Raw genomic sequence first — 24,822 nt, forward strand, 5'->3', positions numbered from 1 at the left:
ACAGATGATAAAGAGGGAAGAATAATGTATCAGACTTATATTTTTGACTTATACGGAACATTGGTTGACATTCATACGGATGAGACTAAAATAGAAGTGTGGGAAAAAATGGCTCTATTTTACGGGTATTATGGAGCATATTATACGGCTGAAGAACTTCGGCAAACATACCGGGAGTTGACCTTGGAAGCGGAAAAAGAGGCATTGCGCCACGACAGCCATGAAAGCTTTCCAGAGCTTCAGATCGAGGACGTCTTTCTGGAATTATTCCGCCGGAAAGGGGCAGACGTCCTAAAAGAGACTGCGGTGTATGCCGGTCAGTTTTTCCGGGTTCTTACGACAGAGTATATCCGGCTTTATGATGGGACACGGGAACTTCTGGAGGCTTTAAAAGCCTCCGGAGGGTTCCTCTATCTATTGTCCAATGCTCAGAGGATATTCACAGCGTATGAGATGAAGGCACTTGATATTTTCCGGTATTTTGACGGGATTTATATTTCTTCCTCCTATGGAGTCAAAAAGCCGGACCGACGCTTTTTTGAGCTCCTCCTCGAAAAGGAAAAGATCAAAAGAGAAGAGGCTGTCATGATTGGAAATGACGGGATCTGCGATATCCAAGGCGCAAAAGATGCCGGCATCGACACGTTTTATATCCGGTCTAATATTTCCCCAAAAGAGGAGACACCGGATGCGGACTTTGTACTGGAAGAAATGAATCAGAGCCGGGTTAAGGAAATGCTGCTTTCCGGTAAGAAAAAGAAAGCCCTGCGGCTTCGCCCTTACCGGGAGGAAGATGCCAAAGCGCTGGCACAGCTTTTCTATGATACAGTACATACGGTCAATGCGGCTGATTATACAAAGGAACAGCTGGATGTGTGGGCTCCGAAAGAGCGTGATCTTTATACATGGAACCAATCCTTTTTTCTGCATCGGACGATAGTTGCGGAACAGGACGGCAGAATTGCCGGCTTTGGAGATATGGACGAGACCGGATATCTGGACCGTCTGTATGTGCACAAGGAGTTTCAGAGGCATGGGATTGCTGCGGCGATCTGCGATGCTCTGGAAGGAGGATCGGAAGCAGAAGAGTTTGAGACCCATGCTTCGATTACGGCCCGGCCATTTTTTGAGGCCAGAGGCTATGAGATGATCCGTGCCCAGAAGGTGGAAAAACAGGGGATTTTGCTGACTAATTATGTAATGCGAAAAAGAAGACAGTAGAGGAGAAAAGGGATGAAACTGTTAATCAAACAAAGAGTATTTTCATGGACGGATACCTATGATATTTATGATGAATACGGGAATGTCCGTTATTTTGTGAAAGGAGATTTTTTCTCGATTGGACACCGGCTCAGAGTTTATGATGCCACTCAAAATGAGATCGGTATGGTTCAGGAGAAACTGCTGCATCTCCTCCCGACCTTTGAAATCTATGCAGGAGGACAGTTTTATGGTACTGTTGCAAAGAAACTGACGTTGCTCCGTCCTAAATATATGGTGGATTATAAAGGATGGCAGGTCGAGGGAAACATGATGGGCTGGGAATACGATGCCTTTGCAGGCGGTGTTCTGGTGATGCATATTTCCAAAGAGATTTTCCACTGGGGAGATACTTATGTGATTGACATTGCAGATTCTGCAGATGAAATTATGGCACTGATGCTGGTGCTTGCGATTGACGCGGCAAACTGTGCATCTAATTAAGCAGAGAGGGAAACTGAGAAATACGAAATCCTATGAAAAAGTCAAAAATTGTATCGATTTTGATCGGAGCGGCATTGTTTCTGGCAGTGGCGCTTCCGGTCGTTTTTCTGGAAGCCGTGATCGGCGGTTTTATTATGAAGCTATTCGGATTCCACTATAACTCTATGAAAAGTGTTTTTCTGTTTTTTCTGGTGGCAGTTGTAGCAGATGCACCTTTGGAGATTCTGGCAAAAGCACTTCCAAAAGCGATGATGAGCCTTGGATGGATCCGAAAATCCGGAAGATTCTTTCTGTGGTATGTGTTGGATATGCTGTTTGAGATGATGACGCTGGCGGGTGCAGACCTGTTTATGGACAGCGTCCGTGCGGAGGCGGCAGGAATTCTGGTTGTGTCCGCACTTTCGTCTGCAATTACTGTCTGGCTGGACAGAAAAGATGAGGATTCGCCCGGAAATGAGATAAAGGAGAATAAGCATGGTAAAAATTGAGAAAGAAAAATGTATTGGATGTGGAAAATGTGTTCAGGACTGTGTAGGACATGCCCTGAAGCTGGAAGACGGAAAGGCGGCAGTAAAACGGGAATGTATTCTTTGCGGACACTGTGCCGCGATCTGTCCGATGGATGCGGTGAAGATTACGGAATATGAAAGTGATGAGATGATTCCGTATGAAAAAGAGCGTTTCCAACTGGATCCGGAAGTATATGCAAATGCAGTGAAATTCAGAAGAAGTGTCCGGAATTATAAAGAACAGCCGGTGGAAATAGAGAAAATCCGGAAGATTCTGGATGTGGCGGCACATACGGCAACGGCAAAGAATGAACGTAAAATGAAATTCGTGATTGTACAGGACAGGCTGGATGAATTCAAAGAGATGGTCTTTGAAGGAATCGGTGAGGAGCTGGAACTGCACAAAGGGGAAAAGAGTCCGGTGACAGCGCTGCTTTACAGCTTTTATAAAGGGAGAACACGGGATCCGAAGGAGGAATTTCTCTTCCGGAACGCACCGGCGGTACTTTACATTATGGGAGAACGCCTGGATGACGCAGGACTTGCAGCCCAGAATATCGAAATGATGGCTCAGGCGCTTGACCTTGGCGTGCTGTATAATGGCTATCTGAAGGCGGCAACGATGTGCTCTGAAAAGGTAAGAAACTTTCTGGACAAAGAGGGAAGGCCGGTGGCAGTCTACATGCTGATCGGATATCCGGCGGTAACCTACAGAAGAACTGCGCCGAGAAAAGAAGCGGAATACGAAATCTTGTAAAATCGGATTGACAAGTAAATTTGAATGTGTTATATTCGTTCCAAGCAATGGAAAGGGAGTAGCTTAAACCTTCTTCGGAAGGTCGATTTGTAATCGTCAGCCGGTATCGAGAGGTACCCGTAGCAAATGAGATAGCAAGACTTTTATTGTGGCAGATGTCATGATAGGAGTCTTTTTTATTTGGTATGAAATTCAGAAGGAGAGGAAAATGAGATGGAAGCAGTAATGATGAGAGAGGATCTGAAGTGTGCAGAAGAAGCAGGAGTACAGGCGCTTGAAAGCCTGTATACAGTCAGAGAAAAGTTAAACAGTGCAAAAAAATGGGGAATTCTGGACATTTTTGGGGGAAGCATGATCAGCACCTATATGAAACATTCCCGAATCAATGAGGTAGAAGGAATGATCGAGCAGGCGAGAATCAGGCTGACAGATTTTCAGAAAGCATTGCGGAAAGTAGAAGTATCACCGAAACTTCAGACTGAAATCAGCGGATTTCTTACCTTTGCGGATTTCGCATTTGACAACCCGATTACAGATTATCTGGTGCAGACAAAGCTTCAGAGCCTGGGTGAAGAAGTGGAAGACACGATTCAGCTGACAGAAGAGCTTCTTGCACATATCAGAACACAGTAGGAGGGACGAACAGCGAGGAAAAGTTTATAGAATTTTTAGAAAATGATTGACACAGCCTTAAATCATAGTATATACTGACAGTAGAAAACAGCATATGATAGCGTGTTACTGAATTTCAGGCATGAACTATCCTTACACATTCCGCACAGTAGCCGGAGTGTATGATGGGAGAAGTTCATGCTTTTTTGTTTTCAGAAAATACTGCTGTCAGATCAAAGAGAGGAGAGAAACTATGAAAGACAAAATTTTTGGTGTTCTTCAGAGGATTGGACGAAGCTTCATGCTTCCGATCGCCATTCTTCCGGTTGCCGGCCTGCTGCTTGGAATCGGAAGCTCGCTGACGAATGCGACGACGATTGAGACATATCATCTGGCAGGAATCCTTGGAGAAGGAACAGTGCTGAACGCATTATTCACGATTATGACAAAAGCGGGAAATGCGATTTTTGACAACCTGCCGATTATCTTTGCCGTAGGTGTGGCAATCGGTATGGCAAAGAAAGAAAAGGAAGTAGCAGCGCTTTCTGCGATGATAGCGTTTCTTGTTATGAATGTTACCATCAACGCAATGCTTCAGATTGACGGGACCATCCTGGCGGACGGCACGGTTGCTTCCGATGTGCTCAGCGGTACGGTGGCAAGTGTCCTTGGTATTCAGACATTGCAGATGGGTGTGTTTGGAGGTATCATTGTAGGACTTGGCGTGGCGGCGCTTCACAACAGATTCCATAAGATCGTGCTCCCGAATGCGTTGTCATTCTTCGGTGGTTCCAGATTTGTGCCGATTATTTCCACTATCGTTTATGTGGGTGTCGGTATTCTTCTGTTCTTCGTATGGCCGTTCGTACAGAATGGAATTTACGCGCTTGGAGGACTGGTAACAGGAACCGGTTATGTCGGTACTTTGATTTTTGGTATTATTAAACGTGCATTGATCCCGTTTGGACTGCATCACGTATTTTACCTTCCGTTCTGGCAGACCGCAGTGGGTGGAACGATGGAAGTGGCAGGACAGCTTGTACAGGGCGGACAGAATATTTTCTTCGCACAGCTTGCTGATCCGAGCACCGTGCACTTCAGTGCAGACGCGACGAGATATTTCTCCGGAGAATTCATTTTCATGATCTTCGGACTTCCGGGAGCAGCCCTTGCAATGTACCATTGTGCAAAGAAAGAGAAGAAAAAACAGGCCGGCGGTCTTTTGCTTTCCGCAGCACTGACCTGTATGCTGACAGGTATCACAGAGCCTCTGGAATTTTCCTTCCTGTTTGTGGCTCCGCTGCTTTTTGTAGTTCAGGTGATTCTGGCAGGTGCGGCATATATGATTGCTCACATTCTGAATATTGCTGTGGGACTGACGTTCTCCGGAGGATTTATCGACCTGTTCATCTTCGGTATTTTACAGGGCAACGACAAGACAAACTGGATGCGGATCATCCCGGTAGGTATTATTTACTTTATCCTTTACTATGTGATTTTCCGATTCCTGATCCAGAAATTCAATTTGAAGACACCGGGGCGTGAGGATGACGATGCTGAGACCAAACTGTATACGAAAGCGGACTACAAGGCAAAACAGGGTGCAAAGGATCAGAATGGTTCTGTGTCAGGAGGAGATGAGAGAAGTATTCTTATCACTCAGGGACTTGGAGGAAAGAAAAATATTTCCGATGTGGACTGCTGTGCAACAAGATTGCGCTGCACAGTTGTGAAACCGGAACTGGTAAATGATCAGATTCTGAAACAGACCGGTCCGTCCGGAATTGTGAAGAAGGGACAGGGAATCCAGATTATCTACGGACCGTCTGTTACCGTTGTAAAATCCAATCTGGAAGACTACCTTGTGAATGCTCCGGATGAAGAGTACATCGCACAGGAGACAGCTCCGGAACCGGAAGAAGAAAAGAAAGAAGAAACGAAAAATACAGTAGAAAAGACAACGAAAAAGGTGCTTTGCTCACCGTTTACAGGGGAGGCGCATCCGATCACAGATACTCCTGACGAAGCGTTTGCAGGAAAGATGATGGGAGACGGATATATGGTTATGCCGGAAGAAGGAGTTGTCTATGCACCGGAAGACAGTACAGTAAGCTTTGTATTCCCGACAAACCATGCGATCGGCCTGACGACACAGGACGGCGTAGAATATCTGCTTCATATCGGTGTCGATACGGTAAAACTGGAAGGAAAAGGCTTCGAGATGTTTGTAAATAACGGAGATTTCGTAAAAAAGGGAGACAAACTGATGGCTTTTGATATACAATATATAAAAGAGCATGCGAAATCCGAAGCCTGCATTGCGGTATTTACAGGACTGACAGAAGAGGAAGAAATTGTAATGAAGGCATCCGGGCATGTAAATGCACAGGAGGATATTGCGGAGATCGTGAGCTGCTGATTGTAAAGGAGCTTATGTCAGATGTATCGAATTATCAAAGTATTGAATAACAATGCCATTCTTGCCCTGGACCGTGAGAAGAAGCGGGAGATCATTCTGCTCGGAAACGGGATTGGATTCGGGAAACATCCGGGCGAAGAGTTGAAAATGATCAAAAATGCCAAAATTTATACGCTGGTGACGAAGAAAAAACAGGTCTCCGCATTGAAGGTGGTCAACGGCATCAAGCCGGTATATATCGAGGCTACAGGGCGGATTCTGGAGGAAGCGGAGAAGGTATTTGAGCATGTCAGCCATGACTCCCTGCTCCCTCTGGCAGATCATATCGCCCTTGCGGCAAAGCGGGCGGAAGAGAAGAGGCAGATACCAAATCCGTTTACGCCGGACATCAAGGTACTGTTTGAAAAAGAGTACGAGGTTGCCCTGAAAGGGCGGGAAATCATCCGTGAGATGACTGGTTCCGAGATCTCTGATGATGAGGTCGGATTTATCTCTCTGCATATTCATTCGGCCCGTACGGATGAGAAGGTTTCCGAGACACTGGATAATACCCGGATCATCAATGAAGGAATCAGGATGATTGAAGAGCAGTTTCAGATTGATGTGGAACCGGATTCTCTTGCGTATAACCGTATGATGAGCCATATTTACTACATGCTTGTACGGACACGCAAAGGCGAGCAGGTGAAAGCGGACTTAAATGAATTCGTACAGCTGAAATATCCGAAAGAGTTTGAGGCGGCAGTGAAGATCTGTGCCTGGATGGAAAAAGAACTGAAGACGGAAGTGAAACGGGAGGAAATCGGATTTCTGGCGATCCATATTTTACGGATTGTAGACCGGGAATAGATAGAGCAGAAAATGTTTCAAAAAAGAGATCCCTGCAGGAAGCAAGGGGCGGCCGTAAGGCCCGGATTCCTGCGGGGATCTTTTGCGTCTGTTCCGGTTTTACAGATTAGATGATTTTGGTTGTCCACTTTGTGCAGTCCCACACTTCGGATACCACATCCCGGTAGAACTCCGGTTCGTGGCAGATCAGAAGGAGACTTCCACGGTATTCCAGAAGTGCTTTTTTCAGTGCTTCCTTGGCGTCCACATCCAGATGGTTGGTCGGCTCGTCCAGAAGCAGGATATTCGTGTCACGGTTTACGAGTTTACATAACCGGACTTTCGCCTGCTCACCTCCGCTTAATACCCGGATCTGGCTTTCGATATGCTTGGTAGTCAGGCCGCATTTTGCAAGGGCAGACCGCACTTCGTACTGATTGAAGGATGGAAATTCATCCCAGATTTCATCGATGCAGGTGGCGGTGTTTTCGCCTTTGACTTCCTGCTCGAAATATCCGATCTGGAGATTTTCTCCCAGCTCACAGCTTCCGCTCAGCGATGGAATCAGCCCGAGGATGCTCTTTAAAAGCGTTGTTTTCCCGATTCCGTTTGCTCCGGTGAGCGCAATCTTCTGGCCGCGTTCCATGGAGATGGAAAGAGGCTTGGAGAGAGGCTCGTTGTATCCGATCACCAGATCCTTTGTCTCAAAGAGAATCCGGCCCGGTGTCCGCCCGTAGCGGAAGTGGAATTCCGGTTTCGGACGTTCCGCTGCAAGTTCGATTTTCTCCATCTTGTCCAGCTTTTTCTGACGGGACATGGCCATGTTCCGTGTGGAGACCCGGGCTTTATTCCGTGCCACGAAATCTTTCAGCTCGCTGATTTCCTGCTGCTGTCGGCGGTAGGCCGCCTCCAGCTGTGCTTTCTTGACAGCGTAAACTTCCTCAAAATGCGTATAGTCGCCTACATAGCGGTCGAGTTTCTGATTTTCCATGTGGTAAATGATGTTGACAACGTCATTTAAGAATGGAATATCATGAGAGATCAGGATAAAAGCACTTTCATATTCCTGAAGATAGCGCTTCAGCCAGGCAATATGCTCTTCATCCAGATAGTTGGTCGGCTCGTCCAGAAGAAGGATGTCCGGCTTTTCCAGAAGCAGTTTTCCAAGAAGGATTTTAGTACGCTGTCCACCGCTTAAATCGGTGACATCCCGGTCCAGGCCGATGTCCAGAAGACCGAGGGCTCTTGCCACTTCCTCCACCTTGCTGTCAATGGTATAGAAATCGTGCATGGTCAGGGTGTCCTGAATGGTTCCGAGCTCTTCCATCATGGCAGTCATTTCATCTTCCGAAGCATCTCCCAGAGAATCACAGATCTGATTCATCTTTTCTTCCAGTTCAAAGAGCCAGGAAAAGGCGGATTTCAGTACGTCCCGGATGGTCATCCCTTTTTCCAGGACCGTGTGCTGATCCAGATAGCCGACACGGACATTTTTGGACCATTCGATTTTCCCTTCATCCGGTGTCAGATGGCCGGTAATCATATTAAAAAACGTGGACTTTCCTTCCCCGTTTGCGCCTACCAGTCCGATGTGTTCACCGCGGAGCAGGCGGAAGGAAACATCCGAAAAGATCGCACGGTCTCCAAAACCGTGTGACAGATGTTCTACATTTAAAATACTCATCACTCAAACTCCTTATGATACAGTCTTTCCCTATTGTACAGGAAAACCGAAGGATTGTCACCCGGAAAAACAGAATTCTCTTTCAGTCGTTAGTTTTGTCTTACAGCGGGAAATTTGATACAATAAGGACAGAGTGAAGGAAGTAAGGAGATTGTAATTGTATAACATCTAAATCAACATGCAGATCAGAAAAGGAGGACAAAGATGAAGGTAGGAATTATCGGAGCGGGCGGAATTGCCGTCACTATGGCGAAGACATTAAATGAGATGGAGGACGCAACAGCATATGCAGTGGCATCCCGTGACCTTGCAAAGGCACAGGCATTTGCCGAAAAGAATCAGATAGAAAAGGCGTACGGTTCTTATGAGGAACTGTTTGCAGATCTGGAGGTGGAACTTGTCTATGTGGCGACTCCGCATTCCCATCATTATCAGTATATGAAGATGGCGCTGGAAGCCGGAAAACCGGTGCTCTGTGAGAAGGCATTTACGGCAAACGCCGCACAGGCGGAGGAGATTTTCCGGATTTCCGAGGAAAAAGGGATCTTTGCGGGTGAGGCAATGTGGACACGTTTCCTTCCATCCAGAGCCATGATTGACGAGGTGATCCGTTCCGGAGAGATCGGGAAGGTCCATATGATTACGGCAAATCTCGGCTATGATATCAAAAATGTAGAACGGCTTCGTAATCCGGAGCTTGCCGGAGGGGCGCTTCTGGATGTGGGTATTTATCCGCTGACTTTTATCCGGATGATTACCGATGCCAAAATCAAGTCCATGGATACGTCCTGTGTCAAGCTGGAGACCGGAGTTGACGCGCAGAATGCAGCCACATTTATTTTTGAAGACGGATGTATGGCATCGATGCACAGCAGCATGTTAGGCGGAACAGAGCAGGCAGGAATCGTCTACGGCGACAAAGGATATCTGATTGCATGGAATATCAATGATGTGGACAGGATTCAGGTTTTTGACAACAGCAGAAAACTGATCCGGGAGATGGAAACGCCGGAGCAGATTACCGGATTTGAGTACGAAGTACGGGCAGCTATGGAAGCTGTACGTGCGGGAAAAACGGAATGCCCGCAGATGCCTCACAGTGAGTCGATCTACATGATGCAGCTGATGGACAGCATGCGAAACGCATGGGGCATCCGTTTTCCGTTTGAAAAGTAAAAAAGAGCAGTCAGTTTCGGCAGGCTTCGATGAAGGCGGAGAAGATCCGGCTCATTTTCCGGGAGGTCAGATACATACATTCCGGATGCCACTGGATGCCAAGCAGGAAAGGATGCCTGATTCCTTCCACCGCTTCAATCAGTCCGTCCGGTGCGAGGGCACAGATTCGGAGAACTTCTCCCGGATCTTTGACTGCCTGATGGTGGAAGCTGTTGACTTTGGCCTGCTTTCCGATCAGGTCGGACAGCATTGTATCTTCCAGTGTGCGGACGAGATGGACAGGATCATGCCGGAAAGCGGCAGCGGGGCTGTGGTTAAAGAAATCCGGCTGCTCGGACAGATCCTGGTAAATGGTGCCGCCGCAGGCAAGAGTCAGAAGCTGCATTCCCTTGCAGATACCGAGGACCGGCTTTTCAGAGTGCTTCAGAAGAAAGGTGAGAAAGTCAAGTTGGAACCGGTCGAAGTCGTAATCGATTGTTCCAAGTTCCGGGGATGGGAACTGGCCGAACAGAAGAGGATTGATATCGGCGCCGCCGCAGAAGAGAAAACCGTCGTATTTTTTCAGACATGCCCGAAAATAGGAGAGTTCCATGTCCTCGTAAAAAGGAATCAGAAAAGGCAGTCCGCCGTGATCTGCGGCCGCCTGTATGTACGGAAGACTGGTAAACATGCGCCCGTGTTCTCTGGCGCACACAACGATACCGATGGAAGGGGAATTCTGTTTCATATCTGATTTCCTTTCTGCTTATATTAGATTATAATGGTATCAGTTTATGAAAAGGAGTCGTTTCTTATGAATCTGATTGACATGCACTGTGATACGGTATGTGAATTATTGTCCAAAAATATGCCGGATCAGGATCTGAAAAAGAACCATCTGAAAGTAGATATAGAAAAAATGAAGCGGGGAGGATCCATGGCACAGTTTTTTGCCTGCTTTGTGCCGCTGGTGGAATTTCTTGGAAAATCGAAGCACGAACAGGCATATGAATATGTCAGAAGGATGGCCACGTATCTGAAAAAGCAGATCTGGATCTATCCGGATGAAATTGCTTTTGCAGGAAATGGAAGCGACCTCGAACGGAACAGGAAGGCAGGAAAGATTTCCGCATTTCTGACACTGGAAGAGGGCGGAGTGATCCATGGAGAACTGGAGCGGGTGCAGGGACTGTATGATATGGGAATCCGCCTGATCACATTGACGTGGAATTATGAAAACTGCATCGGTTATCCGAACAGCCCGGATGCACAGGTGATGGGAAAGGGACTGAAGCAGTTTGGCTTTTCCGTGGTTGAAGAAATGAACCGGATCGGGATGATTATCGACGTCTCCCATCTGTCAGAGGGCGGCTTCTGGGATGTGGTTTCTCACAGCAAAACCCCTCCGGTGGCGTCTCATTCCAATGCACGGGCGCTTCGGAATCATCCGAGAAATCTTTCGGATGAACAGATCCGGGCGCTTGCCGAAAAAGGAGGGATTGCCGGCCTGAATTTTTATCAGGAGTTTCTTGGGAAAAGCGGTTCCTGCCTGATCGAAGAGATGGTAAGCCATGTCCGGCACATGTACCAGAAAGGCGGAGAAGAAGTTATCGCCATTGGAACGGATTTTGACGGCTTTGGCGGAGCAGAGAAGATGGAGATCGAAGACATCGGTGCGATGCCCCTTCTTTACGATGCGCTCGGAAAGGCCGGATTTACCGGGCGGCAGCGGGAAAAGATCTGGTACGGCAATGCAAAACGTGTGATCGACACGGTGCTTTAGTTGAAAGTTTCAGAGGGAGAAATATATGGTAGAAGTAGTATTTGGTGCAAGTGAGGCGGCTTCATTGAAAATGTCCCGGCTGCGAAACCGGGCGGACGAGATTATCTGTCTGGATCTGGGACTGGACGTTGGAGAGATCCGGAATCTGGATAATGAAAACAAAAGAAGCAATGCGCTGGAAACCTTGTTCCGTGACGGGACAAAAGCGGGAGAGCGCGTGTGGAAAGAATATAAAGAACGAGTCAACAGATACAGTGTGATGCCGGAGAGATTGAGAACGCTGGCGGCAGAGGGGAAGCCTGTCCGTATCTGGTACGGCAGAGCACCTTATGAAGTGTGCGGCTATTATTATACCTGTCACCTGTTAAACGATTTGACCGATCAGATCTCGGCAGTGAAACTACCGGACGTCCTGTTCCGTCAGGATACCAACATGCCATATGAGGTATCTACGATGGGAGAGATTGTGCATGAGGAATTTCCATCGCTCCTTGCGTATGAAAAACCGTTGAATGAGTGGGAAATCCAGATCGGGACGATGCACTGGGAGAGACTTGTGCAGGAGAACGCAGTACTCAGAGCCTCTGTCAATGGAAAGCCGATGAGCGTTCGGGAATCCTTTTATGACTTCATGATCGAAAACACGTTGACAGAAGAACCGCAACAAGAAGCAGAGGTTCTTGGAAACGTTCTGGGAGAATATGAGCCGGGAATCGGAGACGGCTGGCTGGCACACCGGATTGAAGCCGGGATCAGGAAAGGAACAGTCCGGATCGCAAAAGATGACAGAAATCCATTTGAAAGATGGATCTGCAAGAAATAAAGGAGGAGACAGCATGATCCGGAGAGGCGTGACCGAGGATCTTGCGGCGGTTGCCAGAATTCAGTATACATTTGAAAGATAAAAGAGAAACATAGCGTATTGCCAAAGCGGGCCCCGGCAGCCGGTGAGCTGTCGGGGCCACGCTTTTTATCTTTTTGGAGATTTTAGTGAATCAGGATTTCTAATTTGTCTTTTCCTCATTATACCTTTTTTCTGATGCCTCTGTTTTTACCGAATACCGGATAAACACAAGGCTGGTCAGCAGAATCATGCAAAGGCCGGAAATGAAAAACCAGACATTCACGCCTACTTGTTCTGCTATCGGACTGCTGAAAAGTAATCCAATCGGCATTGTAACGGAAGAAATCAAAGTAAGTACCGAAAATGCCCGTCCCATTTTTTTGGGAGCAACGGTTTCCTGTATATAAGCAGTCAGTGGAATTGTATGAACATTTCCGGAAGCGCCCAGGCAGATACAGCTTGCTGCAAAGAAGAACCAGCCAACATAAGTCGGAGGTATGACGCCGCAGATCAGAGATGTGATCCCCATTCCAAACAGACCGATAAAAGAAACCCTGATTTTACGTTCTACTTTTAAAACGCTGGAAAACAGGAGGGATGCTACCATCATGCCGACGGCAAAGGACAGCTCCACAGCACTGCCGTGCATGGCTGACAACTGAAAATAATCGCTTGTCATCAATGGATAAAAAGAAGAGAGCGGTGCGTAAAAGAACATGCAAAGTGCTTCTGCGGCAACAATGTAAAACAGTCGTTTATCTTCTTTAAATACCTGTAACCCCTCTTTGATTTCTGCAACAAAATGCTGTTCTTCCTTGTCTGTTTTTTCCAACTTTGGGATTTTCACAATGGCTAATGCGCTGCTTGCTAAAATTGCTCCTGCCACATCACTCACCAAAACGATGGACATAGGGAAGAGTGAGTATAAAACTGCGCCGATGACCGGCCCGATCAGGAAAGAACCGGAACTTAAAAGCTGCATCCACCCATTGGTTTTGATCAGTTGGTCTTTTGGTACAAGCTGCGGAATAATGGACTGTATGGCCGGCTGCTGAAAGGTGCTGCCAATCCCTCTGACACAAAGCATAATACATACTGTCCATACAGGCAGGTCAAAAAAGTACAGCATCACTGCGTAAATCAGTGCAGTGATTCCCATTGCCATGTCCGAAAAAATAGAGATAAACTTTCGGTTGTAACGGTCTGCCGCAATGCCTGCAATCGGGCTGAATAACGACATCGGGAGATAGGCGACAAGTCCTGATATTCCCAGCATGAAAGGCGAAGATGTCTTCTCAGCAAGCCACCAGATCAAGGCAAACTGAACACCGTGGCTGCCCAGCATGGAAACTGCCTGTCCTAATGCAACGATGATAAATTGTGATTTCCACTTTTGTATTTTTTTCATATTCAATTGTCCTCTCATTTTCAAAATAGTTTTTCAAACAGGGGACAATATCAAGTACGATAATCCCCTTAGTGTACTGATGCCGACATCAAGCCACCTCCCTTCCAAAGATCATTCTTCCCTGTATTTATAGCAGGGCTTCCATATATTTCTTTAATCCGTCACGATATTTTTTCGTAAGAGCCAGGTATTGTTGCTGTTCTTCCGGAGTCCACTCACTCCAGATTTTGTTTTCGATTTCGTGTAAAGGATAGATTTTTTCCAATGAAAATTTCTGCCCTTTTTCAGTCAGACAGAGAATGGTATTTCTGCCTTTCCCTTGTTCCAGATATACAATTTCTTCTTTTTCTAATTTGCGGATGGCAGAATTGATGGTCTGGCGGCTGATGCCTGTGAGTCTGCTGATCTCACTTTGCAGACATTTTCCGCCTTTCTCGCAGAGTACATATAAAATATTCTGAACACTGTCTGAAATTCCCGTTTTTACAGCGGCTTCATGATATAAAGCATTGATTTCGCCTGCCAAATAAGTATATTGTTCTGCTCCTAAGTAGTGCATATGCTCACCCCTTGTCCGATTTCGTACATTGTACATTATATCCGATTTCGGACATAAGTCAAGAGATTTTTTATGAAATAGTAGGGAAATGAAAAAACGGACAGTTGCGTCTGCAAATGTCCGTTTTTAGCTTATAAGGAAATTCGTTTATTCCACTGTAATCCAGTACCGTTCAAAGTTTACCTGTTCTTCCGGTTCCCAGACAGTGCCGTCATAAACGCCGCCGTTTGCAAGGATCGTCTTCCGGCTTGCGACATTGGTATCCACGCAGGAGACCATTACCTTTTCCAGTCCGAGTTCTTTGCAGTATGGAAGACAGTCGTGAAGCATCTGCTTTGCGTATCCCTTACGACGTTCGCTTGGACGGATGGAGTAGCCGATATGTCCGCCGTATGTTTCCAGAAATGGAGTAAAGGAGTGACGGATCTGGATGGTACCGAGGATTTTGCCGTCAGACTCTCTGACATAGATAAACTGAGTCGATGGTACCATATCCTCAGGGATATCATCGCCCTTTTCAAAGCGTACTGTGTGTGCTACCCATTCTGCCGGATCTTCCATGTCGGCCAGAGGGCCGCAGCCATTGAGAGGGCTCCCCGCATCGAGAAACTCCTGACGATAGGAGCGGATCTCATCCGAAAAGGAAATGTCCGGTCGTTTCAGTGTTAAGATTTCCATTTTTCTTTCCCTCCCTCACAGGTATGATTCTAATAATCTTACCAGAATAGGCTTAGAAATTCCAGTGTTTTTTCACCTCTGATACATAAAGATGCCAAAAACTTCCGGAGAATAAACATTCCCCGGAAGCTGGTTTATAATTATGCATGATTATGAATTATTTCTGATTATTTTTCTCTTCCATCAGCTTCATGGCGCGAACTTTCAACGGAAGTCCGAACAGGTTGATGAAGCCGTCAGCGTCGTGGTGATCGTAAAGATCGCCGGTTGTAAAGCTTGCAAGTGATTCATTGTACAGAGAATATGGAGAGGTTGTTCCGGCTTTGATGATGTTGCCTTTATACAGTCTGAATTTTACTTCTCCTGTCACATATTTCTGTGTGGATGTTACAAATGCCTGGATTGCTTCACGAAGCGGTGTAAACCATTTTCCTTCGTAGACAACCTGAGCGAGTTTGTTGCCCATGTTTTTCTTCACTTCATAGGTAGCGCGGTCGAGAACGAGTTCTTCCAGCTGCTGATGTGCTTCCATCAGGATCGTTCCGCCAGGAGTTTCATAGACACCACGGGACTTCATGCCGACAACACGGTTTTCCACGATATCGATGATACCGATGCCGTGTTTTCCGCCGAGTTTGTTGAGCTCTGTGATGATTTCGGAAACTTTCATCTCTTTGCCGTTCAGCGTTTTCGGTACGCCGCTTTCGAATGTCATGGTCACTTCTTCCGGTTCATCCGGTGCTTTTTCCGGTGTTACGGTAAGTACGAGCAGATCATCGTAGTTTGGAGCCTGGGACGGATCTTCCAGTTCCAGACCTTCGTGGCTGATATGCCAGAGGTTCCGGTCACGGCTGTAGCTGTGTTTTGTATCAAATGGAAGATCAATGCCGTGCTGTTTGCAGTATTCGATCTCATCTTCACGGGACTGCATGGTCCACAGATCTGTCATTCTCCATGGAGCGATGATCTTCAGATCCGGTGCGAGAGCAGTGATTCCAAGTTCAAAGCGGATCTGGTCATTTCCTTTTCCGGTTGCACCGTGGCAGATTGCTACGGCATTTTCTTTTCTTGCGATTTCCACAAGTTTCTTTGCGATTCCCGGACGAGCCATAGCAGTACCGAGCAGGTATTTGTTTTCATAAACAGCGCCTGCCTGTACGCAAGGCATAATGTAGTCTTCGCAGAATTCATCTACGATATTTTCAATATAAAGCTTGCTTGCGCCGGACATTTTCGCACGTTCTTCCAGTCCGTCAAGCTCCTCTCCCTGACCGCAGTCGATACAGCAGCAGATGACATCATAGTTAAACGTTTCCTTCAGCCACGGGATGACAGCGGTAGTATCCAGTCCGCCTGAGTACGCCAGTACAACTTTTTCTTTCATATCTATATCCTCCTGAAATTTTGTTTTCGTCAATCACATGTGTTACTATACACCTTTTTTTATAATTATGCAACAGAAAAATGTAGAAAATCAGATAAAAATAGAAGATTTTTCGAGAGACAATGCATAATACACAAAAAAATATTCATAAAAGAAGAATAATTATACAAAAAATATGTGTATTTATACTTGTGAAAGGAAAAAAAAGGTTGTATACTAAAGACTACAAGCAAAACAGCTCGATTCCAACAGAGCATTCTATAGAAAGAAAAGAAAGGATCGAAAGAATCATGATAAAAGCAGGAATCATCGGAGCGACTGGATATGCCGGAGGAGAACTGGTCCGGATCCTGATGGGTCATAAGGACGTGGAGATCAAATGGTACGGTTCCAGAAGTTATATCGATCAGAAATACGCAGCAGTTTACCAGAATATGTTTCAGATTGTAGAGGACGTCTGTAAGGATGACAATATGGAAGAACTCGCAGATCAGGTGGATGTGATCTTCACAGCAACGCCGCAGGGATTTTGCGCTTCTTTATTAAATGAAGACATTCTCTCCAAAGTCAAAGTGATTGACTTAAGCGCGGATTTCCGTATTAAAGATCAGAATGTATACGAGGAATGGTACAAGATCGAGCACAAGAGTCCGCAGTTTCTGCCGGAGGCAGTGTATGGACTCTGTGAGATCAACCGGGAGCAGATCAAAGGGGCGCGGATTCTCGCCAATCCGGGATGCTATCCGACCTGTTCGATTCTCTCCATCTATCCGCTTGCAAAAGAAGGACTGATCGATATGAATACACTGATTATCGATGCCAAGTCCGGGACATCCGGAGCGGGAAGAGGAGCAAAGGTGGACAATCTTTACTGCGAAGTGAATGAAAACATCAAAGCATACGGAGTGGCTTCCCACCGGCACACACCGGAGATCGAGGAGCAGCTGACCTACGCATCCGGTGTAAAGACAGTCCTGAATTTTACACCGCATCTGGTGCCGATGAACCGGGGAATTCTGGTGACAGCCTATGCTTCCTTAAAGAAAGAAGTTTCCTATGAAGAAGTGAAAGCAGTCTATGACCGCTATTATGAGAATGAGCAGTTCGTAAGAGTGCTTGAGAAAGGCATCTGCCCGCAGACTAAATGGGTGGAAGGCAGCAATTATGTAGATGTGAACTTCCAGCTTGACCCGCGGACGGGCAGAGTGATCATGATGGGAGCAATGGACAATCTGGTGAAAGGAGCAGCAGGACAGGCGGTACAGAATATGAATCTGATGTTTGGTCTTCCGGAGAACGAAGGACTGAATCTCGTACCGATGTTCCCGTAAGAGAAAATGAAGATTCGGATAATGACAATTGAGGATTATGACCAGGTGTATCACCTCTGGAAAACGATTCATGGATTTGGAATCCGCAGCATCGACGACTCAAGAGAGGGTGTGGAACGTTTCCTGAAGAGGAATCCGACGACCAGTGTAGTGGCAGAAGAGGACGGGAAGATCGTAGGATGCATTCTCTGCGGTCACGATGGAAGAAGAGGATGCTTTTACCACGTCTGTGTAGAGGAGGCATACCGCAAGCACGGAATCGGTCGCCAGATGGTGGCTGCGTCCATGCGGGCGCTGCAGGCAGAGGGGATCAACAAGGTATCTCTGATTGCCTTTACACAAAATGATATCGGGAATGCATTCTGGAACCGGATCGGATGGACGAAACGGGAAGACCTGAATTATTATGATTTCACTTTAAATGAAGAAAATATTACAGTATTTATAGAATAAAGATGCCGGGCAGAATCCGGGATCAGAACGGAGGATGGGAACATGAAGATAGTAGAAGGCGGAGTGACAAAGGCAAAAGGATTTGAGGCAGCAAGCACCGCAGCGAAGATCAAATACGAGGGCAGGACGGATATGGCACTGATTTACAGTGAAAAGCCGTGCGCGGCAGCAGGAACATTCACGACGAATGTCGTAAAAGCAGCGCCGGTGAAATGGGACCGTCAGGTAGTGGATTCCGGAAAACCGGTACATGCTGTCGTTGTTAACTCCGGCATTGCAAATGCCTGCACCGGAGAAGAAGGAATGTACTACTGTGAGGAGACTGCCAGGGCGGCAGCGGAAGCACTCGGAATTCCGGCAGACAGCGTAGCCCTTGGATCGACCGGAGAGATCGGACGCCAGCTCCCGATTGACCGTATGAAAGCAGGAGTCAAGGCACTTGCGGAGAAAAAGAATGATTCCATCGAGAATGGAACACTGGCGGCAAAAGCCATCATGACGACAGATACCGTAGAGAAGGAACTGGCAGCTGAGATCGAAGTTGGCGGCGTGACAGTGACTATCGGCGGAATGGCAAAAGGTTCCGGAATGATTCATCCGAATATGTGCACGATGTTAAGTTTCATCACCACAGACGCAGTCATTTCCAAAGAGGCGCTTCAGAAGGCGCTGAGCGCGGATGTGCAGGATACTTATAACATGATCTCCGTAGATGGAGACACCTCCACAAATGACACCGTACTTCTCCTTGCAAACGGAGTAGCCGGAAATGAGGAGATCAAAGAGGGAACACCGGAGTATGAGGCATTCTGCCAGGCACTTCATGAGATCAATGTTTATCTGGCAAAGAAGATTGCAGGAGACGGCGAGGGAGCCACGGCTCTGTTTGAGGCAAAAGTCATCGGAGCCGAGACAAAAGAGCAGGCAAAGACCCTGGCAAAATCCATCGTATGCTCTGACCTTACGAAGACAGCCATTGCAGGACACGATGCCAACTGGGGACGAATCTTCTGTGCCATGGGATATTCAGGGGCACAGTTCGATCCGGAGAAGGTTGATCTGTTCTTCGAGAGCAAGGCAGGAAAGATTCAGATTACGGAAAACGGTACTGCTGTTGCCTACAGCGAGGAAAAAGCGACAGAGATTCTCTCGCAGCCGGAAGTGACAGCCATTGCGGACATCAAGATGGGAACGGAAGAAGCATCTGCATGGGGATGCGACCTTACATATGATTATATTAAAATCAATGCGGACTACAGAAGCTAGGAGGTAGGAAAAATGGACAAGAGTATGCAGAAATATCTGGACAAGGCAGAAGTGCTGATTGAAGCGCTCCCGTACATTCAGCGTTTCAACAGAAAGATCATCGTAGTAAAATACGGCGGAAGCGCCATGCTCGATGAGGAACAGGAAAAGAGAGTCATCCAGGATGTAGTCCTGTTAAAGCTCTGTGGATTCAAGCCGATTATCGTTCATGGCGGCGGCAAGGAGATCAGCAAGTGGGTTGACAAAGTCGGAAAGGAAACGAAGTTTGTCAACGGATTCCGCGTAACAGATGAAGAGACGATGGAGATTGCGGAGATGGTACTTTCCAAAGTCAACAAAAAGCTGGTACAGCTCGTGGAAGAGCTTGGAATTAAATCCATCGGAGTCAGCGGCATTGACGGCGGACTTCTGAAAGTGACGAAAAAATACGTGGACGGCGAGGACATCGGATATGTAGGAAGCGTCTGCGACGTAGAGCCGAAGATCCTCTTTGACCTTCTGGAAAAAGATTTCCTTCCGGTAGTCTGCTCCGTTGGTCTGGACAATGATTTCCAGGCATACAATGTCAATGCGGACGAAGCTGCATGTGCTATCGCAAAAGCGGTGAAAGCGGAGAAACTTGCCTTCCTGACAGATATCGAAGGTGTCTACAAAGATCCAAAAGATCCGGAAACATTGATTCCGGAGCTTTCCGCAGAAGACGCGATCCGTCTGATCAATGAAGGCTACATCGAAGGCGGTATGCTTCCGAAGCTGAAAAGCTGCATCGATGCGCTGGAAAACGGAGTTTCCCGGATTCATATTCTGGACGGTCGGATTCCGCATTGCCTGCTGCTTGAGATCTTTACCAACAAAGGAATTGGTACAGCAATTTTAAATGACAAGGAGTGTCGGTATTATCATGGATAAATCATATATGGACTCCGTACAGAATGCGCTTGTACACACATACAATCCGGCTCCAGTGATCCTGGAGTATGGAAAAGGTGCGTATCTGTACGATACGGAGGGTAAAGCTTATCTGGATTTCGCGGCCGGATATGCGGTAAATTCTCTCGGATACGGAAATAAAGAGTGGAATGAGGCTCTGAAAAGCCAGATTGACAAGCTGGCCCACACTTCCAATCTTTACTATCATACAAGAACAAAAGAGGCGGCAGAAGCGCTGAAGAGGGTGTCCGGGATGGACCGGATCTTTTTCTGCAACAGTGGCGGCGAGGCGGTGGAAGGTGCATTGAAAGCATCAAGAAAATACGCCTATACAAAAAAGAGTGGAAGATTTGAATGGATTGCCATGGAAGAATCTTTCCACGGACGGGGATTCGGTTCTGTTTCCGTGACAGGCCACAAAGCTTATCAGGAGCCGTTTGAGCCGCTTGTTCCGGGTGTGAAGTTTGCAAAGCTTAATGATCTGGACAGTGTGAAAGCACTGGTGACAGACAGGACCTGCGCCATCATTGTAGAGCCGGTGCAGGGCGAAGGCGGAATTAACGTGGCGACGGAAGAATTCATGAAAGGAATCCGCAAGATCTGTGATGAAAACGATATTCTGATGATCTGCGATGAAGTACAGTGCGGCATGGGCCGGACCGGCTCCTTCTTTGCATGGCAGGAATACGGCGTGCGTCCGGATATTATGACTATGGCAAAAGCCATCGGAAGCGGATTCCCGGTAGGGGCGTTTGCCATGACGGAGAAAGTGGCAGAGTATTCACTTGCCCCGGGAGACCACGGTACGACTTACGGCGGCGGACCGCTTGCCTGTGCGGCTGTGGCAAAGACCGTTGAGATCTTTGAAGAGAAACACATTCCGGAGCATGTTAAGGAAATCGGAGCTTATCTGAAAAAACAGCTTGAGGAACTGGCAAAGAAACACGACTGCATTCTGGCCTGCAAAGGAAAAGGTCTGATGCAGGGAATACAGCTCAGTATTTCTCCGGCGGAAGTGACGAAAAAAGCACTGGAAAAGGGACTGCTTCTGATCAGCGCAGGAAGTGACGTAATCCGGTTTGTACCGCCTCTGATTATCACAGAAAAAGAAGTGGACGAACTGATACGGATTCTGGATGAGATCCTGGAATAAAGAATAAAAACCGGCATACTGGAAAGACTACCTTCTTATATAGAAGAAAGGAGGGATTTCCGGTATGACCGGTTTTATTATTGCATTGATTTCCGGTGCGCTGATGAGTGTGCAGGGTGTTTTTAATACACAGGTGACGAAGACGGCGGGAATGTGGGTCAGTAATATGTGGGTCCAGTTTTCTGCATTTATCGTCTGTCTGATCGTCTGGTTTTTTGCAGGCAGGGATTCCGTTGGAAGTCTGATGGAAGTACAGCCAAAGTATATGCTGCTTGGAGGAGCCATTGGTGCGGGCATCACCTGGACTGTAATCAAAAGCATGGATCAGCTGGGGCCGGCAAAGGCGGCGCTTCTGATTGTCATTGCGCAGTTGATAGTGGCTTATGTCATTGAACTTTTCGGACTCTTTGGAATGGACAAAAGTCCGTTTGAATGGAGAAAGGCGGGAGGGCTTCTGCTTGCGCTGATCGGAATTGCGATTTTCCAGTGGAAATAGAGTTGTAATTTAAAAAGAAATTCGTTACAATAGAACTATCTGCATAGAGGGGGCTTTTATCGGCTGCGGTAAAGGAGTACTATGCATAGAAAGAAAAGAAAATTGTTTTGTATGGCGGCAGTTCTGATTTTTCTGGTGTTTGCAGGATGCGGCGGTAAGGAGGCCGAACCGGAAGAGACGGTGGTGCTTCTGGAGGAAGAGTCAGAGAAGGAGGCTGTTTTGGAAGAAGATACTGAGCAGAAGTCTGCCGGGGAAGAAGAGTCAAAAAACCGGAAGAAGACAGAGACGGAGATGATTGTTGTCTACGTCTGCGGGGAAGTCCAAAAAGAAGGTGTTGTGACGCTTCCTGCCGGAAGCAGAGTTTATCAGGCGATCGAGATGGCGGGCGGCGTGACTGAGGAGGCCGAGGCTTCCTGGCTGAATCTGGCGGAGGTTCTGACAGATGGAGCCAGGATTTACGTGCCGGACAAAGAGGAAGTAAGCGGAGCAAATCCGGCAATCCCGCAAGGAGCCGGAAGCGGATCCCCGGAAGCAGCCGGTGGGCTCGTCAATCTCAACCAGGCTTCCAGGGAGGAACTGATGACGCTTCCGGGGATCGGTGAGGCAAAGGCTGAGGCGATTCTTCAGTACAGAACAGAACATGGGAACTTTGATTCCATCGATGAAATTAAAAATATTTCCGGTATCAAGGATGGAGTTTTTGAAAAGATTAAAGATAAGATAACAGTGTAGCGAGGGAGAAACATGGCAAAAAGGGTATTGGTTGTAGACGATGAAAAACTGATTGTAAAAGGAATACGCTTCAGTCTGGAACAGGACGGCATGGAAGTGGACTGCGCATACGACGGGGAAGAAGCTTTGGCCTATGCACGGGACAATGATTACGACATGATTCTTCTGGATATCATGCTTCCGAAGCTGGACGGGTTTGAAGTATGCCAGCAGATCAGAGAATTTTCGGATGTACCGATTGTGATGCTGACGGCAAAAGGCGACGACATGGACAAGATTCTTGGACTCGAGTATGGTGCGGACGACTATATCACAAAGCCGTTTAATATTCTGGAGGTAAAGGCAAGGATCAAGGCCATCATGCGCCGGACAGGCAAGAAGGAAAAAGATGGAAAAGATGCGAAGGTCATTGTCAAAGGAGACTTAAAGCTTGACTGTGAGAGCAGAAGAGTATTTTCCAAAGACAGAGAGATTAACCTGACGGCAAAAGAATTTGATCTTCTGGAACTTCTGGCCCACAACCCGAACAAGGTATATTCCAGAGAGGATCTGTTAAATCTTGTCTGGGGATATGAGTATCCGGGCGATGCAAGGACTGTGGATGTACATATCAGAAGACTTCGTGAGAAGATCGAAGTGAACCCGAGTGATCCGAAATATGTATATACAAAATGGGGAGTTGGTTACTATTTTAGGGGGTAAGTTAAAACTCAGGCACCATCCGTTTAAAAGTCTCAGGTTTCTGATTTTCCTGCTGATTCTTTTTATGGGAATGGTGCCGTGTCTGATTTTACGTTTTGTGGTTCTGCGGTCCAACGAGAGCCACTCTGTCTCAATCCGCATGGCAGAGATTCAGAATCAGTGTACGATTCTCTGCAACCAGCTTTCCGTGCTGGACACACTTTCGGGAGATATCCCGGAGACGATCGACGCGGAGATCACACAGTTTTCCAACATTTATAACGGCCGGGTCATGATTATCGATCAGTCTTACCGGATCATTGAGGATTCGTACGATCTGGATGCGGGCAAGACGATCATTTCCGGTGATGTGATCAAGTGTTTTGAAGGTGAAACAGTCAGCAATTATGACGACCGGAACAGCTATATCGAAGTGACGTCTCCGATTCAGGGGACTGCGTCCAAAGAGATTGTCGGTGTTATGCTCGCTAGTGTTTCCACGGACAATATTGTGGATATTCAGGAAAATCTGAGACAGACGCTGGATATTATCATCATTACGGTGTTTGTTGTATTGATTGCGGTGGGCGTGCTGATCAGCTTTTACATTACGCGTCCGCTGAACCGGATTACAAAAGCAGTCGAAAACATGACAGAAAGTTATGAGGAAGACGATCTCCATGAAAATGCATTTCTGGAGACCATCCGGTTTTCGGAGGCGTTCAATAAGATGATCGGAAGATTCAAGGTTCTGGACGAATCGAGACAGGAATTTGTTTCTAATGTCTCACATGAGTTGAAGACGCCGCTTACTTCCATGAAGGTGCTGGCGGATTCTCTTCTGTCCCAGGAGGAAGTGCCGGCAGAGCTCTACCGGGAGTTTATGGGAGATATGTCGGAGGAGATCGAACGGGAGAACAAGATTATCAACGATCTGTTGTCTCTTGTGAAGATGGATAAGACTTCCAATGATATGAATATTGAAATGATGGATATCAACCTCATTGTAGAGCGGATTTTAAAAAGACTCAAGCCGATTGCACAGAAGCAGAATATCGAGCTTGTTTTTGAGACATTCCGTACTGTGGAGGCGGAAGTGGATGAGACCAAACTTTCCCTCGCAGTCAGCAATCTGGTGGAAAATGCCATCAAGTACAATCATGAAAATGGCTGGGTGCATGTATCGTTAAACGCAGACCATAAGTTTTTCTATTTAAAAGTGGCGGATTCCGGAATGGGAATTCCAAAAGAAGCGCAGGAACATATTTTCGAGAGATTCTACCGCGTGGACAAATCTCATTCCAGGGAAATCGGAGGAACGGGACTTGGGCTTGCCATTGCACGAAGCGCTGTGATCATGCACAGAGGGGCTATCAAAGTGTACAGTGAAGAAGGGGAGGGCACGACGTTTACCGTGCGGATTCCGTTGAAATATGTGGCAAATGCAAAATAAGAG

General features: G+C 47.0%; 25 protein-coding genes and 1 pseudogene. 20 read left to right on the forward strand and 6 right to left on the reverse strand.

The genetic code is table 11. The annotated features are described in order from the left end of the window. Positions 1 to 24: 24 nt before the first annotated feature. From FGQ85_RS18730 to FGQ85_RS04300, 8 genes and pseudogenes are all read left to right on the forward strand, one after another. A pseudogene (locus FGQ85_RS18730) lies at positions 25 to 687 on the forward strand (HAD family hydrolase); the annotation flags it as partial. Between the two features lie 78 nt (positions 688 to 765). Then, a complete protein-coding gene (locus FGQ85_RS18735) occupies positions 766 to 1,221 on the forward strand; it encodes a GNAT family N-acetyltransferase (RefSeq protein WP_343284047.1) in 456 nt (151 codons plus the stop codon). 12 nt (positions 1,222 to 1,233) lie between these two features. After that, the gene (locus tag FGQ85_RS04275) at positions 1,234 to 1,704 is read left to right on the forward strand and encodes an LURP-one-related family protein (protein ID WP_087167413.1); all 471 of its coding nucleotides are present in this window, start codon (positions 1,234 to 1,236) and stop codon (positions 1,702 to 1,704) included. Between the two features lie 32 nt (positions 1,705 to 1,736). Then, on the forward strand, positions 1,737 to 2,192 hold the full coding sequence (locus FGQ85_RS04280; protein WP_138372764.1) for a YrvL family regulatory protein: 456 nt from the start codon (positions 1,737 to 1,739) through the stop codon (positions 2,190 to 2,192). Beyond that, positions 2,179 to 2,970, forward strand: coding sequence for a nitroreductase family protein (locus tag FGQ85_RS04285; RefSeq protein WP_138372765.1), 792 nt, complete (start codon positions 2,179 to 2,181; stop codon positions 2,968 to 2,970). The genes FGQ85_RS04280 and FGQ85_RS04285 overlap by 14 nt, the downstream gene beginning before the upstream one ends. 213 nt (positions 2,971 to 3,183) lie before the next feature. Continuing rightward, positions 3,184 to 3,603: a hypothetical protein gene (locus FGQ85_RS04290; protein WP_118635755.1), complete on the forward strand. Its 420-nt coding sequence runs from the start codon at positions 3,184 to 3,186 to the stop codon at positions 3,601 to 3,603. 232 nt (positions 3,604 to 3,835) lie between these two features. Beyond that, positions 3,836 to 6,001: a PTS transporter subunit IIABC gene (locus tag FGQ85_RS04295; RefSeq protein WP_138372766.1), complete on the forward strand. Its 2,166-nt coding sequence runs from the start codon at positions 3,836 to 3,838 to the stop codon at positions 5,999 to 6,001. 21 nt (positions 6,002 to 6,022) lie between these two features. Beyond that, positions 6,023 to 6,850, forward strand: coding sequence for a PRD domain-containing protein (locus FGQ85_RS04300; RefSeq protein WP_138372767.1), 828 nt, complete (start codon positions 6,023 to 6,025; stop codon positions 6,848 to 6,850). 106 nt (positions 6,851 to 6,956) lie between these two features. On the opposite strand, the gene FGQ85_RS04305 is transcribed toward FGQ85_RS04300, so the two are convergent. Continuing rightward, entirely contained in the window at positions 6,957 to 8,513 is a 1,557-nt protein-coding gene (locus tag FGQ85_RS04305) for an ABC-F family ATP-binding cassette domain-containing protein (RefSeq protein WP_087167407.1), read from the reverse strand. 204 nt (positions 8,514 to 8,717) lie between these two features. Between FGQ85_RS04305 and FGQ85_RS04310 the strand changes: the two genes are divergently transcribed. Beyond that, the gene (locus FGQ85_RS04310; RefSeq protein ID WP_138372768.1) at positions 8,718 to 9,689 is read left to right on the forward strand and encodes a Gfo/Idh/MocA family oxidoreductase; all 972 of its coding nucleotides are present in this window, start codon (positions 8,718 to 8,720) and stop codon (positions 9,687 to 9,689) included. Between the two features lie 10 nt (positions 9,690 to 9,699). Here FGQ85_RS04310 and FGQ85_RS04315 read toward each other — a convergent pair whose 3' ends face one another. Beyond that, complete coding sequence (locus FGQ85_RS04315) at positions 9,700 to 10,416, reverse strand: gamma-glutamyl-gamma-aminobutyrate hydrolase family protein (protein WP_138372769.1); 717 nt, start codon at positions 10,414 to 10,416, stop codon at positions 9,700 to 9,702. 66 nt (positions 10,417 to 10,482) lie between these two features. Between FGQ85_RS04315 and FGQ85_RS04320 the strand changes: the two genes are divergently transcribed. Both FGQ85_RS04320 and FGQ85_RS04325 read left to right on the forward strand, forming a co-directional pair. Next, a complete protein-coding gene (locus tag FGQ85_RS04320) occupies positions 10,483 to 11,451 on the forward strand; it encodes a dipeptidase (protein ID WP_138372770.1) in 969 nt (322 codons plus the stop codon). A 25-nt stretch (positions 11,452 to 11,476) separates the two neighbouring features. Continuing rightward, positions 11,477 to 12,274, forward strand: a complete 798-nt coding sequence (locus tag FGQ85_RS04325) for a DUF1835 domain-containing protein (RefSeq protein WP_138372771.1) — start codon at positions 11,477 to 11,479, stop codon at positions 12,272 to 12,274. A 181-nt stretch (positions 12,275 to 12,455) separates the two neighbouring features. Here FGQ85_RS04325 and FGQ85_RS04330 read toward each other — a convergent pair whose 3' ends face one another. From FGQ85_RS04330 to FGQ85_RS04345, 4 genes are all read right to left on the reverse strand, one after another. Next, positions 12,456 to 13,703 (reverse strand): MFS transporter, encoded by a 1,248-nt coding sequence (locus FGQ85_RS04330; RefSeq protein WP_138372772.1) that lies wholly within the window; start codon positions 13,701 to 13,703, stop codon positions 12,456 to 12,458. Between the two features lie 127 nt (positions 13,704 to 13,830). Further along, complete coding sequence (locus FGQ85_RS04335; RefSeq protein ID WP_087167400.1) at positions 13,831 to 14,262, reverse strand: MarR family transcriptional regulator; 432 nt, start codon at positions 14,260 to 14,262, stop codon at positions 13,831 to 13,833. A gap of 147 nt (positions 14,263 to 14,409) precedes the next feature. Further along, entirely contained in the window at positions 14,410 to 14,940 is a 531-nt protein-coding gene (locus FGQ85_RS04340) for a GNAT family N-acetyltransferase (protein WP_087167399.1), read from the reverse strand. 157 nt (positions 14,941 to 15,097) lie between these two features. Beyond that, complete coding sequence (locus FGQ85_RS04345; RefSeq protein WP_087167397.1) at positions 15,098 to 16,324, reverse strand: argininosuccinate synthase; 1,227 nt, start codon at positions 16,322 to 16,324, stop codon at positions 15,098 to 15,100. Positions 16,325 to 16,614: 290 nt separating this feature from the next. Here FGQ85_RS04345 and argC point away from each other — a divergent pair, with 290 nt between their 5' ends. From argC to FGQ85_RS04390, 9 genes are all read left to right on the forward strand, one after another. Next, positions 16,615 to 17,655, forward strand: coding sequence for an N-acetyl-gamma-glutamyl-phosphate reductase (gene argC / locus FGQ85_RS04350; RefSeq protein WP_087167521.1), 1,041 nt, complete (start codon positions 16,615 to 16,617; stop codon positions 17,653 to 17,655). Positions 17,656 to 17,661: 6 nt separating this feature from the next. Next, positions 17,662 to 18,108, forward strand: a complete 447-nt coding sequence (locus FGQ85_RS04355) for a GNAT family N-acetyltransferase (protein ID WP_118635744.1) — start codon at positions 17,662 to 17,664, stop codon at positions 18,106 to 18,108. 42 nt (positions 18,109 to 18,150) lie between these two features. Next, a complete protein-coding gene (gene argJ / locus FGQ85_RS04360; protein ID WP_138372773.1) occupies positions 18,151 to 19,374 on the forward strand; it encodes a bifunctional glutamate N-acetyltransferase/amino-acid acetyltransferase ArgJ in 1,224 nt (407 codons plus the stop codon). Positions 19,375 to 19,386: 12 nt separating this feature from the next. Then, on the forward strand, positions 19,387 to 20,283 hold the full coding sequence (gene argB / locus FGQ85_RS04365) for an acetylglutamate kinase (protein ID WP_087167394.1): 897 nt from the start codon (positions 19,387 to 19,389) through the stop codon (positions 20,281 to 20,283). Next, positions 20,276 to 21,457 carry an aspartate aminotransferase family protein gene (locus tag FGQ85_RS04370; protein WP_087167393.1) on the forward strand — a complete coding sequence of 394 codons (1,182 nt, stop codon included), beginning with the start codon at positions 20,276 to 20,278 and terminating at the stop codon, positions 21,455 to 21,457. The genes argB and FGQ85_RS04370 overlap by 8 nt, the downstream gene beginning before the upstream one ends. Before the next feature lie 64 nt (positions 21,458 to 21,521). Continuing rightward, positions 21,522 to 21,953: a DMT family transporter gene (locus FGQ85_RS04375; protein ID WP_087167392.1), complete on the forward strand. Its 432-nt coding sequence runs from the start codon at positions 21,522 to 21,524 to the stop codon at positions 21,951 to 21,953. Positions 21,954 to 22,034: 81 nt separating this feature from the next. Further along, positions 22,035 to 22,685 (forward strand): helix-hairpin-helix domain-containing protein, encoded by a 651-nt coding sequence (locus FGQ85_RS04380; RefSeq protein ID WP_138372774.1) that lies wholly within the window; start codon positions 22,035 to 22,037, stop codon positions 22,683 to 22,685. A gap of 12 nt (positions 22,686 to 22,697) precedes the next feature. Then, positions 22,698 to 23,387 carry a response regulator transcription factor gene (locus tag FGQ85_RS04385; protein WP_087167390.1) on the forward strand — a complete coding sequence of 230 codons (690 nt, stop codon included), beginning with the start codon at positions 22,698 to 22,700 and terminating at the stop codon, positions 23,385 to 23,387. A 64-nt stretch (positions 23,388 to 23,451) separates the two neighbouring features. Then, positions 23,452 to 24,819 (forward strand): ATP-binding protein, encoded by a 1,368-nt coding sequence (locus FGQ85_RS04390; RefSeq protein WP_347563046.1) that lies wholly within the window; start codon positions 23,452 to 23,454, stop codon positions 24,817 to 24,819. Positions 24,820 to 24,822 lie beyond the last annotated feature (3 nt).

Origin of the sequence: Pseudoflavonifractor sp. BSD2780061688st1 E11 (assembly GCF_005844125.1) — a bacterium.
In the GTDB taxonomy this organism is placed as follows: domain Bacteria; phylum Bacillota; class Clostridia; order Lachnospirales; family Lachnospiraceae; genus Sellimonas; species Sellimonas catena.

Excerpts from the sequence above, each read along its gene's own strand:
- FGQ85_RS04335 (WP_087167400.1), bottom strand. The coding sequence starts at position 14,262 with ATGCACTACTTAGGAGCAGAACAATATACTTATTTGGCAGGCGAAATC.
- FGQ85_RS04355 (WP_118635744.1), top strand. The coding sequence starts at position 17,662 with ATGAAGATTCGGATAATGACAATTGAGGATTATGACCAGGTGTATCAC.
- FGQ85_RS04315 (WP_138372769.1), bottom strand. The coding sequence starts at position 10,416 with ATGAAACAGAATTCCCCTTCCATCGGTATCGTTGTGTGCGCCAGAGAA.
- FGQ85_RS04320 (WP_138372770.1), top strand. The coding sequence starts at position 10,483 with ATGAATCTGATTGACATGCACTGTGATACGGTATGTGAATTATTGTCC.
- FGQ85_RS04375 (WP_087167392.1), top strand. The coding sequence starts at position 21,522 with ATGACCGGTTTTATTATTGCATTGATTTCCGGTGCGCTGATGAGTGTG.
- FGQ85_RS04290 (WP_118635755.1), top strand. The coding sequence starts at position 3,184 with ATGGAAGCAGTAATGATGAGAGAGGATCTGAAGTGTGCAGAAGAAGCA.
- FGQ85_RS04300 (WP_138372767.1), top strand. The coding sequence starts at position 6,023 with ATGTATCGAATTATCAAAGTATTGAATAACAATGCCATTCTTGCCCTG.
- argB (WP_087167394.1), top strand. The coding sequence starts at position 19,387 with ATGGACAAGAGTATGCAGAAATATCTGGACAAGGCAGAAGTGCTGATT.
- FGQ85_RS04285 (WP_138372765.1), top strand. The coding sequence starts at position 2,179 with ATGGTAAAAATTGAGAAAGAAAAATGTATTGGATGTGGAAAATGTGTT.
- FGQ85_RS04325 (WP_138372771.1), top strand. The coding sequence starts at position 11,477 with ATGGTAGAAGTAGTATTTGGTGCAAGTGAGGCGGCTTCATTGAAAATG.
- FGQ85_RS04370 (WP_087167393.1), top strand. The coding sequence starts at position 20,276 with ATGGATAAATCATATATGGACTCCGTACAGAATGCGCTTGTACACACA.
- FGQ85_RS04340 (WP_087167399.1), bottom strand. The coding sequence starts at position 14,940 with ATGGAAATCTTAACACTGAAACGACCGGACATTTCCTTTTCGGATGAG.
- FGQ85_RS04390 (WP_347563046.1), top strand. The coding sequence starts at position 23,452 with ATGGGAATGGTGCCGTGTCTGATTTTACGTTTTGTGGTTCTGCGGTCC.
- argC (WP_087167521.1), top strand. The coding sequence starts at position 16,615 with ATGATAAAAGCAGGAATCATCGGAGCGACTGGATATGCCGGAGGAGAA.
- argJ (WP_138372773.1), top strand. The coding sequence starts at position 18,151 with ATGAAGATAGTAGAAGGCGGAGTGACAAAGGCAAAAGGATTTGAGGCA.
- FGQ85_RS04385 (WP_087167390.1), top strand. The coding sequence starts at position 22,698 with ATGGCAAAAAGGGTATTGGTTGTAGACGATGAAAAACTGATTGTAAAA.
- FGQ85_RS04275 (WP_087167413.1), top strand. The coding sequence starts at position 1,234 with ATGAAACTGTTAATCAAACAAAGAGTATTTTCATGGACGGATACCTAT.
- FGQ85_RS04305 (WP_087167407.1), bottom strand. The coding sequence starts at position 8,513 with ATGAGTATTTTAAATGTAGAACATCTGTCACACGGTTTTGGAGACCGT.
- FGQ85_RS04280 (WP_138372764.1), top strand. The coding sequence starts at position 1,737 with ATGAAAAAGTCAAAAATTGTATCGATTTTGATCGGAGCGGCATTGTTT.
- FGQ85_RS04380 (WP_138372774.1), top strand. The coding sequence starts at position 22,035 with ATGCATAGAAAGAAAAGAAAATTGTTTTGTATGGCGGCAGTTCTGATT.
- FGQ85_RS04330 (WP_138372772.1), bottom strand. The coding sequence starts at position 13,703 with ATGAAAAAAATACAAAAGTGGAAATCACAATTTATCATCGTTGCATTA.
- FGQ85_RS04310 (WP_138372768.1), top strand. The coding sequence starts at position 8,718 with ATGAAGGTAGGAATTATCGGAGCGGGCGGAATTGCCGTCACTATGGCG.
- FGQ85_RS04295 (WP_138372766.1), top strand. The coding sequence starts at position 3,836 with ATGAAAGACAAAATTTTTGGTGTTCTTCAGAGGATTGGACGAAGCTTC.
- FGQ85_RS04345 (WP_087167397.1), bottom strand. The coding sequence starts at position 16,324 with ATGAAAGAAAAAGTTGTACTGGCGTACTCAGGCGGACTGGATACTACC.